Source organism: Bradyrhizobium sp. I1.14.4 (assembly GCF_050435825.1).
GTDB lineage: Bacteria > Pseudomonadota > Alphaproteobacteria > Rhizobiales > Xanthobacteraceae > Bradyrhizobium.
On the sequence record NZ_JBNDLA010000003.1, the window covers coordinates 526,310 to 541,353 of the forward strand.

The 15,044-nt window shown below is 62.4% G+C and carries 12 protein-coding genes; 9 read left to right on the top strand and 3 right to left on the bottom strand.

What is annotated here, in order from left to right; genetic code table 11:
* Positions 1-7: 7 nt before the first annotated feature.
* Positions 8-1,420 carry an MFS transporter gene (locus ABIB78_RS09535; protein ID WP_429023944.1) on the bottom strand — a complete coding sequence of 471 codons (1,413 nt, stop codon included), beginning with the start codon at positions 1,418-1,420 and terminating at the stop codon, positions 8-10.
* Between the two features lie 250 nt (positions 1,421-1,670).
* On the opposite strand from ABIB78_RS09535, the gene ABIB78_RS09540 reads away from it, so the two are divergent.
* The 4 genes from ABIB78_RS09540 (at position 1,671) to ABIB78_RS09555 (ending at position 6,938) form a co-directional block, all read left to right on the top strand.
* A complete protein-coding gene (locus ABIB78_RS09540) occupies positions 1,671-2,423 on the top strand; it encodes an ArsR/SmtB family transcription factor (RefSeq protein WP_429023946.1) in 753 nt (250 codons plus the stop codon).
* Positions 2,424-2,935: 512 nt separating this feature from the next.
* Complete coding sequence (locus tag ABIB78_RS09545; protein WP_429023948.1) at positions 2,936-5,815, top strand: TM0106 family RecB-like putative nuclease; 2,880 nt, start codon at positions 2,936-2,938, stop codon at positions 5,813-5,815.
* A gap of 111 nt (positions 5,816-5,926) precedes the next feature.
* Positions 5,927-6,373, top strand: a complete 447-nt coding sequence (locus tag ABIB78_RS09550) for a DNA-binding protein (RefSeq protein WP_429023950.1) — start codon at positions 5,927-5,929, stop codon at positions 6,371-6,373.
* Entirely contained in the window at positions 6,363-6,938 is a 576-nt protein-coding gene (locus ABIB78_RS09555; RefSeq protein WP_429023952.1) for a PIN domain-containing protein, read from the top strand. The genes ABIB78_RS09550 and ABIB78_RS09555 overlap by 11 nt, the downstream gene beginning before the upstream one ends.
* Positions 6,939-7,152: 214 nt before the next feature.
* Here the strand turns inward: ABIB78_RS09555 and ABIB78_RS09560 are convergent, their stop codons facing one another.
* Entirely contained in the window at positions 7,153-8,178 is a 1,026-nt protein-coding gene (locus ABIB78_RS09560) for a histone deacetylase family protein (protein ID WP_429023953.1), read from the bottom strand.
* 70 nt (positions 8,179-8,248) lie between these two features.
* On the bottom strand, positions 8,249-8,902 hold the full coding sequence (locus ABIB78_RS09565) for a GntR family transcriptional regulator (protein WP_429023954.1): 654 nt from the start codon (positions 8,900-8,902) through the stop codon (positions 8,249-8,251).
* 200 nt (positions 8,903-9,102) lie between these two features.
* Here ABIB78_RS09565 and ABIB78_RS09570 point away from each other — a divergent pair, with 200 nt between their 5' ends.
* From ABIB78_RS09570 to ABIB78_RS09590, 5 genes are all read left to right on the top strand, one after another.
* Positions 9,103-9,876, top strand: coding sequence for a class II aldolase/adducin family protein (locus ABIB78_RS09570; protein WP_429023956.1), 774 nt, complete (start codon positions 9,103-9,105; stop codon positions 9,874-9,876).
* Between the two features lie 113 nt (positions 9,877-9,989).
* The gene (locus ABIB78_RS09575; protein WP_429023958.1) at positions 9,990-11,540 is read left to right on the top strand and encodes an ABC transporter substrate-binding protein; all 1,551 of its coding nucleotides are present in this window, start codon (positions 9,990-9,992) and stop codon (positions 11,538-11,540) included.
* 72 nt (positions 11,541-11,612) lie between these two features.
* Complete coding sequence (locus ABIB78_RS09580; RefSeq protein WP_429023960.1) at positions 11,613-12,584, top strand: ABC transporter permease; 972 nt, start codon at positions 11,613-11,615, stop codon at positions 12,582-12,584.
* The gene (locus ABIB78_RS09585; protein WP_429023962.1) at positions 12,581-13,420 is read left to right on the top strand and encodes an ABC transporter permease; all 840 of its coding nucleotides are present in this window, start codon (positions 12,581-12,583) and stop codon (positions 13,418-13,420) included. The genes ABIB78_RS09580 and ABIB78_RS09585 overlap by 4 nt, the downstream gene beginning before the upstream one ends.
* 3 nt (positions 13,421-13,423) lie before the next feature.
* Positions 13,424-15,043, top strand: coding sequence for an ABC transporter ATP-binding protein (locus tag ABIB78_RS09590; protein ID WP_429023964.1), 1,620 nt, complete (start codon positions 13,424-13,426; stop codon positions 15,041-15,043).
* Position 15,044 lies beyond the last annotated feature (1 nt).

A 15,044-nucleotide genomic window follows, 5' to 3' on the forward strand; every position in this document is an offset into this window, starting at 1 on the left:
AAGCCCTTCATCGTCCCTCCTTTGCGCGGCCATGCCAGATCGCGACCGCACCCGCGAGCAACACAGCGGCCGATATCACCAGCGAGGCATGTGCGCCCGCAATGAACGCGTTGTCCCCTCCGACCAGCGAGCCGAACAGGGAAACACCAAGCACGCTGCCGGTTTGTCGCGTCGCGTTCAGCACGCCGGCGGCGATGCCGGATCGCGACTTCTCGACACTGCCGAGCAGTGTCGAGGTCAAAGGCGGCACGAGCAGGCCGAGCCCACCGCCGAGGACAACGAGCTGCGCGCCGATCGCCCAGTAGCTCGTGCCTGAGGCCATCGGCAGCAGCGCAATGCAGCCCGCGGCGGTGATTACCGAGGCCAGCGCGATGGTTTGCGGCGCGCCGAGGCGCTCGCTGACTGACGCGGCGACGAGGTTGGCGGGCAGCACCATGGCCATCATGGGCACGAAGGCGAGGCCCGTTGCGAACGGCGACCAGCCATTGACCTGCTGGAAATAGAGGCTCAGCACGAAGATCAGGCCGTAGAAGGCAACGTTGAAGAGGAGCCCGACCAGCGCAGTCAGCGCGAACATGCGATGGCCAAACAGAGAGAGCGGCAGCATCGGTTGTGGCGCGCGCGCCTCGCGCCATACGAACAGGAGTCCGATCACGGCCGCCGTCGCGAAGCCCATGATGACGAGCGGATGACTCCAGCCGAGCGCGCCGCCCTCGATCAGGGCGCCGGCCAGCGCGCCGAGCGCTGTGATCGCCGCGATCTGGCCCGGCAGATCGATCGCGCGCTGCGCGAGCCGCGGCGTCTCCTCCGCATAACGCCACGCAAGCCAGAGGCCGGCGGCGCCAATCGGTAGGTTGACCAAAAAAATGGAGCGCCAGCCGACCAGCGCGATCAGCGCGCCACCGACGAACGGCCCCGCAGTCAGTGCGACGCTCGCACCTGCGGCCCAGAAGCCGACCGCGCGGCCGCGCGCCTTCGGATCGGTGTAGGCGTGATTGAGCAGCGTCAGCGAGTTCGGCACCAGGATCGCTGCCGCCAGGCCCTGCACCGACCGCGCGGCGATCAGGAACATCGCCGACGGGGCCAGTGCGCATGCGAGCGAAGCCAACGTGAAGATCGCAAAGCCCCCTATAAATATCCGTTTGGCGCCAACGCGGTCACCGAGCGCCCCGGCGGTCAAAATGAAGGCAGCGAACGCGATGGTATAGGCCGTCACCACCCACTGCAGCTCGGCGACGCTGCCGCCGAGCGAGGTACCGATGCTGCTCAGCGCGGTATTGACGATGGTGATGTCGAGCTGCACCACGCCAAGGCCGAGGCTCATGGCCGTAAGCGCCAGCGCCTTCGCGAGATGCGAATGGAATGACGTGTCGGAGCGGGCTTGTTCCGGCTGCCTTGTGTTGAGCGAAGTTGTTTGCATTGATCACACTCAGTTGTCTGTAAGAGTTTGACGGGTCGGATAAACTGGTTTTGCGAGTATCATTCGATAGCAATCGAATTTTCGAAGCCGCGGGATCATCTGTCGCTTCATGGCGGCACTTGCTTTCGCGGGGCATGTTGGTTTCCAGGCAACCTATGTCCCGTGATCGAACCAGTCTCGCGGAACTACTACCGTCTTGGCCGAAGTATTTGCGCTTGGCGCTGCGTCCTCATCGGCGTAGGAGAAACACATGGACACGGGACCCAAAATCGCCCAGGTCGCGGCACTCGTCGGCGATCCGGCGCGCGCCAACATCCTTAGCGCGCTGATGGATGGCCGAACATTGACCGCCTCGGAGCTCGCTTATGTGTCAGGCGTGGCGCCGCAGACAGCGAGTGGCCATCTTGCGAAACTCAGCGACGCAGGACTGCTCGCGCTCGAAAGGCAGGGCCGACGACGATATTTCCGCCTGGCCTCTCCGCTCGTCGCGCGCATGCTGGAAGGTCTCATGGTCCTGGCGCAGGAAGGCCCCGCCCGGCAGCGCAATCTCTGGCGCGGCGGAGAGACGCTTCGACACGCGCGCACGTGCTATGACCACATGGCCGGCCGCATCGCCGTCGCAATCGCCGACCGGCTGGTCCAACAGTCGTTTATTCTGCTCGACGAGGATGGCGGACAACTAACCGATGCCGGTCGGTCATTCTTCGATGAGTCGGGCGTCGATCTTCGCCTCGCCCCCAAGCGCCGAGTGTTCTGTCGCCCCTGTCTCGACTGGAGCGAGCGCCGGCCGCATCTGGCCGGGGCGGTCGGCGCTGCCATTCTTCGTCACGCTCTCGATCACGATTGGGTCGAGCATGTCCGGGATAGCCGCGCGCTCGTCGTGACGTCTGTTGGTGTCAGAGGCCTCGCCACAACGTTCGGCATCGAGGGCGCACCCCCGACGGACAGCCGAAGGGCGGATTGCATCACTGTCCCCGGGGCTCGTAGCGGTCATCCCGGTTGAGTAAGCGCACGCCGGGACGTAGGTAGCAGTGCGATCGGCCGCTTCCGCAGATGACTTCCTTTTTCGTCAAATAGCGAAAGCTCCTTGGTCTACTTTGCCCACCCGCTGTCCCGACGTATGGCGATGGACCGCACCAGTTTCGCACCAGAAACGCATATCAACGAATGCGCGCGTTACTCTCCCGCTCATAACGGTCTGGTTGCAGGTTCGAGTCCTGCCGGGCCCACCAAGAAATCAGTGACTCATCAGGAGCTAGTAGCGGGATCACCGCACCAGAAATGCTCCGACTTGCTCACCTGTCGCTGTACTCAGACGGTTCCACCTAGTCCGCTGGGTTCGGTCCGACAACAGCGCTTCCTTCTCAATCGCAGATTCGGCGGCTTCATCGCACGAATTGGTCAGTCCGCACTCTGCAGGCAGCCCCGCCCACTTCAAAAGCTGAGTTGCCTGATTTAGGCGATAATCGCGCGCAACAAGTATGCCCTATTTGCAAGCGGCGAAGGGGGTTCGTGATGCCCTCCAGGATCACTGACGACGTCATCGGTGCGCTGCAGCATTGCCGGTTGAAGGCATATTTTCAACTGCGCGGTGAGCAAGGGACCATGTCGGGGTACGAGAAGCTCTTGGTTGAGCAGCGAGCCAATCTCGGGCCCGCAATAATAGAAAAGATCCGGCGCGAATACGGCCAAGCCGAGACGGTGAACGACCTTAATTTGTCGGCAGCGCGTCTTCGCAAGAAAGCGTCGTTTATTCTTGGCGCCCTTCTGGAGGATGATCGCTATGCTGTCCACTTCGATGCCCTTCGCAAGATCGATGGCCCCTCGGCACTCGGAGACTTCCGATATGAACCGGTGCTGTTTTGTACGGCGCCTCGGGTTCGCGCTCTCGATCGCCAGCAACTCGCCACACGCGCGGTTATTTTAGGCCGGCTGCAAGGCGGCGCGCTTCCTAGCGGCGGGACTGTATATCTCGGGCGCAACGGCGCGAGGACGAACATTCGGTTCGGATCAGCACTGGCGGCGGCGGAAACTCTTCTACATGATGCCGAGCGCCTGCAGCGCGCCGATGTCCCACCGAAGCTACTATTGAACGACCATTGTCAAATCTGCGCATTCCGCGATCGTTGCCGTGACCAGGCCATCCGGGAGGACAATCTAAGCCTTCTGCGTGGCATCGGTGAAAAAACGATCAAACGATACGCCCGCAAGGGCATTCTCACGCTAACCCAGCTCGCACATACCTTTCGGCCTCGGCGTCGCGGCAAACGCGCCGATACTCCGCTCACCCGGCGAGATCATGCGCTGCACGCGCTAGCCATTCGGGACCGAACAATCTATGTGCTGGGCGCACCCACAATTCCAGAAGCGAGAGTGCGCATCTATGTTGATATGGAGGGTGATCCTGAAGTCGGCTTCATTTATCTGATCGGGCTCGTTGTTTGCGATGGCGGGCGCGTCGAGCGCTACTCGTTCTGGGCCGACGATGAAAAAAGGGAAGCCGAAATATTCACTCGGTTTGTCGATATCGTTGGGCAGTATGACGCACCGCGCCTTTACTCCTACGGCAACTACGAGAGAACCGTTATCGCGCGCATGCGACGTAGAGCCCGGCGTAAGAAGCCCGTTGATGCAATTTTGGCCGCGCTCACGAATGTACTCACTATCATTTACCCGCATTTCTATTTTCCCACTTACTCAAACGGCCTCAAGGAAACGGCAGGCTGCCTCGGCTGCCACTGGACCGAACAAGACGCTTCCGGCATCGAGAGCGTCGTTTGGCGCAAGAATTGGGAAAAGACCGGCGATCCTTCATGGAAAGCCAAGCTGATCCAATACAATCTCGAAGATTGCGAAGCGCTACGCAGGGTCTGCACCTTCTTGGCCGAAGCGCCGAACTCCAATGCCAACGGCCAATCGGACGAAACGCTACGCGTGGCATCCGTGGCGCAGCTCGATAAGCTGGCCCGCACCGTCACTTGGTCCAAATTTGCGCATCCCGACTTCGAATTCGTGAATAAGCGAGCCTATTTCGACTACCAGCAACGCCACGTGTTCGTGCGAGCGAAAACAAGGCGAAAAAGGCAAAGCCGCAACACGGGGCGCCGACACTGGCAAAACCGGGACTTGCGGGTAACACACCGGGTACAAATCACGGCAACCCGCTGCCCCCTCTGCAAGAGCAGCGACATCATATCTCTCGACCCGAAGAGACGGCCGAAGAGTGTGCAAACTAGGCGGAAGCGGGCCTTCGATCTCGTCATTACTCCCGGCTCCATTCGCCGGAAGGTGATAGAGTTCAGGGCCATCGCCTATCGGTGCGGGTGTTGTAAGCAATGTTTCACGCCTGAGCGCTACGAGCGTCTGACGCGGTATTTTCATTGCTTCATGAGCTGGTTCGCGTACCAGCACATCACTCATAGGCTCGGCGTGAGGTCTCTCGCTGCGCTGTTCTATGAGACCTTCGGCATTCGGGTGAACTGGTGGGAGTTCAACGATTTTCGGCATCTCCTCGTTCGCAAATACCGCAAGACCTACCACAAGCTTCTCGCGCAACTAATCGCCGGGCCGGTGCTGCATATCGACGAAACTGAAGTGAAGTTGAAGGACGGCAAGGGCTATGTCTGGGTTTTCGCCAATGCCTCGGCCACGGTCTACATCTTCCGCCACTCCCGTGAGGGAAAATTTCTCCACCAAATGCTCAAGGACTTTAGGGGCGTATTGGTCTCTGATTTCTATTCGGCGTACGACGGACTCCCTTGTTTGCATCAGCGATGCCTTATCCACCTGATGCGCGACATGAACCGGGCGATTCTTGACCATCCATTTGATCAAGAGCTTCAATCCATAACGACGCCGTTCGGAGCTCTTCTGCGAGCAATCGTTATCACTATCGATGAGTACGGTCTGAAGCGGCGCTATCTGCAGACTCATGCGAAGGCCGTGAGTGCCTTTTTCAATGCGCTCACAGCGCGGACCTTCGAATCGGAAGAATCCAAAGCCTTACAAGAGCGCCTGCTCCGAAATCGCGAGCGTCTGTTCACGTTTTTGCAGCATGACGGCGCATCGTGGAACAACAATCTGGCCGAAGATGCCATAAGGCGCATTAGCAATTATAGAGAAGATGTCGGGCGAAGCGTCAAAGAGGCCGGCCTTACGGAGCATTTGGTATTACTGAGTCTTTATCAAACCTGCCGCGTCAGAGACATAAGCTTTCTGAAATATCTACTGTCGCGAGAGTGCGATATGGATGCGTACGCGGGGGAAAAGCGTCGTCACCGACGCGCGCCGCGCATTGAGGTTTATCCAAAGGGTTATTTGCCCTCCTCGATCGGCTCGCTCCGTCGGGCGAAAACTGCTCGGGCGAGCGATACGAGGGCCGTGGAAAGCGACTGACCGCTTGGCCCTATGCGACGCTGCCAGCGGCTGCGGCGCACTGAGGTGATCTTTCAGATATTGCAGTTAAATTTTCCAAGCCCTATATTGGCCTTCGAAAAGGAACCGACCATGACCACCCATGTGCTGCAATTCGTCGAACTCTCGGACCGGGATCGCAAGGCAGCCAAGTCCCTTGGCAAGCTCCGCAAGGGCGATCAGGTTGAGGTCCGGGTCCGACGCAAGTCGGGCGAGGATCAGGTCGTGAAGCTCCCACTAGAGGCCGCAGCCTTGCTCGAGGCCGCACTCGGTCACCTCCTCCTGGGGGAACGTGTCGCTGTCCTCGCCGAGGATCAGGAGCTCAGTCCAAACGACGCGGCTGACATCCTGGGAATTTCCCGACCATTGGTCGTTCATCGCATGGACATCGGCGACCTGCCGTTCCGGTATGTCGGCAAGCATCGCCGCACAAAGCTCAAGGACGTATTTGCACTGAAGACGCGGATCGAGGCCCAACAGGCCGCAATGGAGGCGCTTGCCGAGGACGCCGAGGACCTCAGGCAGCGCCATGGCGCTTGAACCGTCGGTCGCGGTCTTCGACGCCTGCATTCTGTATCCCTTTCATCTCAGGAACATCGTCGTTCAGGCCGCGGTAGATCGCCTCGTCGAGGCGCGCTGGACGGACGCGATACATGACGAATGGATCCGAAGCCTAACGACCGACGTGCCAGCCATTCCAATCGAGCGCCTGCAGATCACCCGGCGGTTGATGAATGACGCGCTCCCCGCGGCGACGGTCGGCGGCTACGAGAAGCACATTCCGACGGTAACCCTGCCCGATCCGGATGATCGGCATGTCGTCGCAGCGGCAATCGCCGCCAAGGCATCGCTCATCCTGACGTGGAATCTGCGCCACTTTCCAGAGAACGAGCTGAAGAAATTCAGTCTTCGAAGGATGAATCCCGACGATTTTCTCTCCGAACTCTTCAACAAGGTGCCGGACCTGGTGATCGGCTCTCTCGCGAACGCTCGGCGGAATCTGAGCAAGACCCGAGTTGCAGCATCAGACTTCATCGCAATTCTCAAGGGGCAAAAACTCGTTCAACTAGCGAAGCGAGTCGAGAAGTCCACTTCCAGTCTGTAGGCACGCCCCGTCATGGCTCGACTTTGCCCGATGGTCGTTTTCCTATGGACGTGAAGTGGCGCACCAGTTTCGCACCAGAAACGATCTCATCGAAACGCAACGAACACGATCAAACGCAGACGAAAACACAGCAAAATCAACAGACCCGATCGTTATCCTCCCGCGCATAACGGTCTGGTTGCAGGTTCGAGTCCTGCCGGGCCCACCAGCGGAATCAACGCGCGGCTTCGAATCCGCCGAGCACCGCCGTCAGATTGGCCCCGAGGATCTCGGAGAGATAGCCGCCCTCCTGCACCAGCACCGTCGGCAGTCCGAAACGCGCCAAGGCTTCACCGATCCGCCGGAAGCCGTCGGTGGTGACGGCAAGACCCGCAAGCGGATCCTGCTCGGAGGCATCGAGGCCGAGCGCGACCACGAGCGCGGTCGGCGCGAAGGAACGGATCGCCTTCTCCGCAGCCGCGAGCGCGTTCATGTAGTCGTCGTCGCCGGTGCCCCTGGCCAGGGGAATGTTGAGATTGGCGCCGAGGCCGCCTCCGGCGCCGCGCTCATGCGCATAACCCCAGACGAACGGATAGAAGAACGACGGATCGGCGTGGATCGACACGGTGAAGACATCCGGCCGCTCGTAGAAGATGCCCTGCGTGCCGTTGCCGTGATGCACATCGACGTCGAGGATCGCGACGCGCTCGTGTTTCTGGCGCAGATGCTCGGCCGCGATCGCACTGTTGTTGAGAAAGCAGAAGCCGCCGGCGAGATCGCGATAGGCGTGGTGGCCCGGCGGACGGCACAGCGCGTAGACGGCGTCCTCACCGTCGAGCACCATCTGCGCGGCGGTGGCCGCAACGTCGCTCGAGGCGCAGGCGCCGGCCCAAGTGCCGGGCCCAATCGGGGCCGCGGTGTCCGCCGTGTGCCAGCCGAGCTTGCCGACAATATGGGTCGGATAGGTGCCGGCGTTGCGCACCGGATGGATGTTCGCGATCATCTCCGGCCCGGCATCGCCGAGCGCGGACCACGCATCCCAGGCTTCAGCGAGAAAGCTCAGATATTCCGGACTGTGCACGCGCGCCCGCGGACCCTGCCCGAACCTGGTCGGCTCGATCAGCGTGTGCTTGCCGGCCTTCAGGCCTGCCAGCAGGCGGTCGGCGCGCTCGGGCTGCTCGGTGGTGCGCTGGACCACGCCGCGGACCAGGAAGAATTGCGGATCATGGCTGCGGTGCAGATCACTGTAGACGGCCTTCACGAGACACTCCTGTTCGATGAATGAGTGAGATGGATCGCGCGCCATCGCGTCTGAGCGAGACCATATGCGCTTATTTCGCCGGCACCGGCCACGGCGGAATCTCGCGCACCAGCCGTCCGACTTCGCGCCAGGCATGACCGATGTGATAGTCAACATGCGCGACGATGCGTTCGGGGTAACCGGCTTCGATCGCGGCGAGCACCGGCTCATGCGTGCGAGCGATTTCGTGCGGATCGTCATACAGGCGGCCGATCAGGCCGATCACCATGCGCAGCTCCGAGGCGAGGTCGTCGAATAGCCGCAGCATGCGCCGGTTGCCGGCGATCTCGCAGATCAGGCGATGAAAGCGGTAATCCTCCTCGACCTGCCGCGCCGGGTCGTCGAGATCGGCCATCTCGTGCAGCACCTCGATCTGTCGGCGCAGCATGTCGCGCGTCTCTGATGTCAGGTTGCGTGCGGCGAGCACCGCGGCGTGACGCTCGACGCAGAGACGCAGATCGTAGATCTCGTCGATATCATCAGCGGCAAATTGCCGGACGAAGAAGCCGCGGCGTGGATTGGCGACGAGCAAACCTTGCTGTTCGAGCAGCCGGGCGGCCTCGCGCACTGGAGCCCGGCTCACCCCCAGCTCGCGCGCGATTCCGGCTTCGACGACCTTTGATCCCGGCGGCAGCCTTCCCTGAACGATGGCTTCGGTCAGGCGACGGGCGACCTGTCTGACCAAGTCTGTCTCATTAAGGGCCGGCAAGCCGACCGGAGGGGACATTGTGCGCATCAAAAGGGGTCCGTTTGGACCCTTGTACATTATTTAATCGCTGATTGTCGACAGTTTAGACTTGATCAGCGCTTAGATTGTCGACAGTTTAGTGGCGCGGGTATTGCAACGCAACAAGAACGGCCCGTGGACAGGGACTAGCAGCAACGATGACGACGCATGTGCGGCCCGAGGCCGTGAAGGATCAGAATCAGCAATTTCGCATCGACCTTGCCGCGGCCTACCGGCTGATCCACCGGCTCGGTCTCGACGACAGCATCTACACCCACATCTCGGTGCGACTGCCCGGCAGCCATGACCGCTTCTTGATCAATCCGTATGGCATGCGCTTCGAGGAGGTGACGGCCTCGAACCTCGTCACCGTCGACCTTGACGGCGTCGTGATCGACGACCCGCTCGGGCTCGGCATCAATCCGGCCGGCTTCACCATCCACAGCGCGGTGCATGCGGCGCGGCCGGACGTTGCCTGCGTGCTGCACACCCACACCGTCGCCGGCGTGGCGGTGTCCTGCCAGAAGCAGGGACTGTTGCCGCTCAATCAATGGTCGATGCAATTCACCGGCTGCCTCGCCTATCACGATTACGAAGGCATCGCGCTCGATCTCGACGAACGGCAGCGCCTGGTCGCCGACCTCGGCGACAAGTTCGTGATGGTGCTGCGCAATCACGGAATGCTGACCTGCGGCCGCTCGGTCGCCGAAGCCTTCAAGCTGATGCACAATCTGGAGCGATCCTGCCGCGCGCAGCTCGCGATCCAGTCCGCCGGCGCCGAGATCGCGCCGCTGTCGGATGCGGTCGCGCACAAGACTGCCGGCCAATACGCCACCTTCTACGACGGCATCGAAACGAAGGGCGTGCCCGACAGCGAATGGGCGGCGTTCAAGCGCATGCTCGCGCGCAGCGATCCGGATTTTGTGAACTAGAGCGTTTTCGAGAGAAGTGGATACCCGGTTCGCGTGAAGAAAACGCGTCAAAACAGGAATTGTCAGCCATTGCCCGGAGCCCTGGCCGGACCATCCAGCAAGAGAGATTGGACATGTTGAAACGAATTCTGCTGAGCCTCCTCGTGGCGAGTGCCCTGAGCACCGCAGCTGTTGCGCAGGAGCCGAAATCCGGCGGCGTGATCAATGCGGTGATCCAGCCGGAGCCGCCGGGCCTGATGGTCGGCCTGATACAGAACGGACCGACCCAGATGGTCGCCGGCAACATCTACGAAGGCCTGCTGCGCTACTCGCCGAAGCTCGAGCCGCTGCCTGGTCTCGCCGAAAGCTGGAGCGCCAGCGAGGACGGCAAGGTCTATACGTTCAAGCTGCGCAAGGGCGTCACCTGGCACGACGACAAGCCGTTCACCGCGGCCGACGTTGCCTTCTCGATCGATTTCCTCAAGCAGACCCATCCGCGCGCCCGCGGCAACCTCGCCCAGCTCGACAAGGTCGAGACGCCGGATGACTATACAGTCGTGTTCACGCTGAAGCAGCCGTTCGGCCCGTTCCTCGGCATCTTCGAGGTCGGCTCGCTGCCGATGATCCCAAAGCACATCTACGAAGGCACCGACTACAAGACCAATCCCGCGAACAACACCCCGATCGGCACCGGCCCCTTCATGTTCAAGGAATGGCAGAAGGGCTCGTTCATTCGCCTGGTCAAGAATCCGAACTACTACATCAAGGGCAAGCCCTACCTCGACGAGATCTATTGGCACGTGATCCCCGATGCCGCCGCGCGCGCGGTGGCGTTCGAGACCGGCAAGGTTGACGTGCTGCCCGGCGGCTCGGTCGAGAACTTCGATGTGCCGCGCCTCACGAAGCTGAAGAACGTCTGCGTCACCGGCGCCGGCTGGGAGTTCTTCAGCCCGCACTCCTGGCTGTGGCTCAACAACCGCTCTGGCCCGACCGCGAACAAGAAATTCCGCCAGGCGCTGATGTATGCGATCGACCGCAACTTCGCCAAGGACGTGATCTGGAACGGTCTCGCCAAGGTCGCGACCGGCCCGTCGGCCTCCACGATCAAGTACTACACCGACAAGGTGACCACTTACGACTATAACCCGGCCAAGGCAAAGGCGCTGCTGAAGGAGGCCGGCTACAATGGCGAGAAGGTCCGCCTGCTGCCGTTGCCCTATGGCGAAACCTGGCAGCGCTGGGCCGAAGCCGTGAAGCAGAACCTGCAGGACGTCGGTGTCAATGTCGAGATGATCGCAACCGACGTACCCGGCTGGAACCAGAAGGTCTCCGACTGGGATTACGACATCGCTTTCACCTATCTCTATCAGTATGGCGATCCCGCACTCGGCGTTGGCCGCAACTACATCTCGAGCCAGATTTCCAAGGGCTCGCCGTTCAACAACGTCGAAGGCTATTCGAACCCCGAGATCGATCAGCTGTTCGCTGACGGCGCCACCGCCTTCCCCGACTCCAAGCGCGAAGAGATCTATCTCAAGGCGCAGAAGATCCTGACCGACGACGTGCCGGTGGCCTGGCAGCTCGAGCTGCAGTTCCCAACCATCACCCGCTGCAACGTCAAGAACCTCGTCACGACCGCGATCGGCGTCAACGACGGCTTCCGCGACGCCTGGCTCGACAAGTAGCGACCATCCGGCCGCGGCGCCATCCAGCGCCGCGGTCTTCCGCCCGTTCCTCGAACGCAACCGACGCCACCGATGCTCGCATTCATTGCCCAGAGACTTGCCAAGGCCATTGTCGTCCTGCTCGCGATCGTGGTCTTCAACTTCATGCTGATCCGCATGGCGCCGGGAGACCCGGCGATGGTGATGGCGGGCGAGGCCGGCGCCAGCGACAAGATCTTCGTCGCGCAATTGCGCGAGAAGTTCGGGCTCGACCAGCCGCTGCCGGTCCAGCTCTATCGCTACGTCAAAGGCATCGTGACGCTCGATCTCGGCTTCTCGTTCCGGCAACAGATGCCGGTCGCCAAGCTGATCGCCGAGCGGCTGCCGGCGACGTTGCTCTTGACCGGCACCGCATTCGCGATTTCGCTGCTATTCGGCGTCTTGTTCGGAACGCTGGCCGCGCGCTTTGCGGGCACCTGGGCCGACACCGCGATCACGATACTGGCGCTGATCTTCTACGCCACGCCACTGTTCTGGGTGGCGCTGATGGCGATCCTGCTGTTCTCGGTCGCGATGGATTGGCTGCCGAGCTTCGGTTACGAGACGGTCGGGGCAAATTACACCGGTCTCGCCCACGTGCTCGACGTCGGCGCGCATCTGATCCTGCCGGCGACGACGATCGGCCTGTTCTTCATGGCGACCTATGCCCGCATGACCCGCGCCTCGATGCTGGAGGTGCAGCGGCACGACTTCGTCAAGACCGCCCGCGCCAAGGGCCTGCGCGACGCCGTGATCCAGCGTCGCCACGTGCTGCGCAACGCGCTGCTGCCGGTCGTGACGCTGGCGGGCTTGCAGGCCGGCACGCTGGTCGGCGGCGCCGTGCTCACCGAGACCGTGTTCGCCTGGCCCGGCATCGGCCGCCTGATGTACGAGGCGCTGCTGCAGCGCGACTATAATCTGCTGCTCGGCGTCTTCGTAGTGTGCTCGGCGATGGTGCTCGCCTTCAACCTGATCACCGACCTGATCTACCGCTCGGTCGATCCCCGCATCGAGTTCGCCTCATGAGCAGGTTCCTGCGAACGATGCTGCGCAACCCCGGCGGCGCGATCGGCCTTGCGATCCTGCTGTTTGCGATTGCGATCGCGATTTTCGGACCCCTGCTGTTTCCCACTTCGCCCTGGCGCATGGTGCAGCGGCCGTTCCTGCCGCCCTTCGCGGTGTCCGGCCTGCCGCTCGGCACCGATGCGCTCGGCCGCGACGTGCTCGCCGGCATCATCTATGGCGCCCGCGTCTCGCTGCTGGTCGGCCTCGTCTCGACCATGGCCGCGCTCGCGGTCGGGATTCCGGTTGGTGCCCTCGCCGGCTATTTCGGCGGCAAGATCGGCGACGCCCTGATGCGCTTCACCGAATTCTTCCAGACCGTGCCGAGCTTTGCGCTCGCAATCGTGCTGGTCGCGATCCTGCAGCCCTCGATCGTCTCGATCGTGTTGGCAATCGCGATCGTGAGCTGGCCGCCGGTCGCCCGCCTGGTCCGCGGCGAGGTGCTGTCGCTGCGCACCCGCGAATATGTCCAGGCCGCAATCGTCACCGGGCAATCGCACCGCTGGATCATCTGGCGCGAGATCCTGCCGAATGCAATGTCGCCGGTGATCGTGCTTGCCTCGCTCATGGTCGCGACCGCGATCCTGCTGGAATCCTCTCTTTCCTTTCTCGGCCTCGGCGATCCCAATTTGATGTCCTGGGGCTACATGGTCGGTGCCGGCCGCACCGTGATCCGCCAGGCCTGGTGGATCACGGTATTCCCGGGCATTGCGATCCTGCTCTCGGTGCTGGCGTTGAACCTGATCGGGGAAGGGCTCAACGACGCGCTTAACCCGCGCCTCAACAAGGAAGGGCGTTGACGCATGTCCGCCGCGACAACCGTTTCGATCAGGAACCTCAAGCTCGCGCTGCCGCCGGGCTCCGACCGTCCCTACGCCGTCGACGACGTCTCGTTCGATCTTGCGCCCGGCGAGATCCTGTGCGTGGTCGGCGAGTCCGGCTCCGGCAAGTCGATGTGCGCACATGCGCTGATGGGGCTGTTGCCGGACACCATCATCCGCGAAGCCGGCGAGATCGCTTATGGCGGCCGGAACCTGCTCACCCTCGACGACGCCGGCTGGCTTGCCCTTCGCGGCCGCCATATCGCGATGGTCTTCCAGGAGCCGATGACCGCGCTCAATCCGCTGATGCGGATCGGCGACCAGATCGCCGAAATGTTCGAGGCGCACAATCTCTTGACGCCGAGGCAACGCAAGCAGAAGGCGCTGCAGCTGCTGCGCGAGGTCGGCTTGCCCGAGCCCGAACGTTCGGTGCGCGCCTACCCGCATCAGCTGTCCGGCGGCCAGCGCCAGCGTGCGATGATCGCGATGGCACTGGCGCTGGAGCCCGCCATTCTGGTCGCGGACGAGCCGACCACTGCGCTCGACGTCACGACACAGGCGCAAATCCTTGAGCTGATCCGCGACCTGCAGCGCCGCCGCAATATGGCTGTCATGTTCATCACCCACGACTTCGGCGTCGTCTCCGATATCGCCGACCGCGTCGTCGTGCTCCAGCACGGCAAGGTGGTCGAACAGGGCGTGGCCGACGACGTGTTGCGGCGACCGCAACATCCCTACACCCGGGCGCTGCTCGCGGCCGTGCCCTCGATGCAGCCGCCACCGCGTGCGCCGCTTGCGGATCGCGCCAGGGCCGTCGAAGTGGTTGGCCTCGACAAGACCTATGTCAGCGGAGGCGGCTGGTTCCAGCCGGAACGCCGTGTCCAGGCTGCGAAGCAGGTCAATTTCGACATCCTGCAAGGCGAGACCGTCGGCCTGGTCGGCGAATCCGGCTCCGGCAAGTCATCCGTCGCCCGGCTCGTCATGCGGCTGATCGAGCCCGACCAGGGCACGGTGCGCCTCGGTGGCACAGATTTCACCCGTATCGCCGGCCGTGCGCTGCGCAAGGAGCGCAGCCGCATCCAGATGATCTTTCAGGATCCGTTCGCGTCGCTGAACCCTCGCCGCAAGGTCGGCAACATCGTCGCCGACGGGCCGATCGCCCACGGCACCGATCCGGCGGTCGCACGTCAACGCGCCGCCGAACTGCTCGGCCTCGTCGGCCTCAGCGCCAGCGCGATGGAACGCTATCCGCACGAATTCTCCGGCGGCCAGCGCCAGCGCATCGGCATTGCGCGCGCGCTTGCGCTCGAGCCGGAAATCATCGTCGCGGACGAAGCCGTCTCCGCACTCGATGTCTCGGTGCAGGCACAGGTGCTGAACCTGCTGGAGGACCTCAAGGCGCGGCTGGGCCTGTCGATGCTGTTCATCACCCACGATCTGCGGGTGGCTGCGCAAATCTGCGATCGGATCGCGGTGATGCAGCGCGGCGCGATCGTGGAGCTGAAACCGACCGCCGCGCTGTTCTCGGCCCCCGAACATCCCTACACGCGCGAGCTCCTTGCTGCGGTGCCCGGCCAGATTTCCTCGTCGCGTGCGGCCTGAG

Bases quoted from the DNA above. Each gene is read 5' to 3' on its own strand.
- ABIB78_RS09570 (WP_429023956.1), top strand. From the start codon at position 9,103: ATGACGACGCATGTGCGGCCCGAGGCCGTGAAGGATCAGAATCAGCAA.
- ABIB78_RS09550 (WP_429023950.1), top strand. From the start codon at position 5,927: ATGACCACCCATGTGCTGCAATTCGTCGAACTCTCGGACCGGGATCGC.
- ABIB78_RS09580 (WP_429023960.1), top strand. From the start codon at position 11,613: ATGCTCGCATTCATTGCCCAGAGACTTGCCAAGGCCATTGTCGTCCTG.
- ABIB78_RS09575 (WP_429023958.1), top strand. From the start codon at position 9,990: ATGTTGAAACGAATTCTGCTGAGCCTCCTCGTGGCGAGTGCCCTGAGC.
- ABIB78_RS09590 (WP_429023964.1), top strand. From the start codon at position 13,424: ATGTCCGCCGCGACAACCGTTTCGATCAGGAACCTCAAGCTCGCGCTG.
- ABIB78_RS09540 (WP_429023946.1), top strand. From the start codon at position 1,671: ATGGACACGGGACCCAAAATCGCCCAGGTCGCGGCACTCGTCGGCGAT.
- ABIB78_RS09535 (WP_429023944.1), bottom strand. From the start codon at position 1,420: ATGCAAACAACTTCGCTCAACACAAGGCAGCCGGAACAAGCCCGCTCC.
- ABIB78_RS09545 (WP_429023948.1), top strand. From the start codon at position 2,936: ATGCCCTCCAGGATCACTGACGACGTCATCGGTGCGCTGCAGCATTGC.
- ABIB78_RS09585 (WP_429023962.1), top strand. From the start codon at position 12,581: ATGAGCAGGTTCCTGCGAACGATGCTGCGCAACCCCGGCGGCGCGATC.
- ABIB78_RS09555 (WP_429023952.1), top strand. From the start codon at position 6,363: ATGGCGCTTGAACCGTCGGTCGCGGTCTTCGACGCCTGCATTCTGTAT.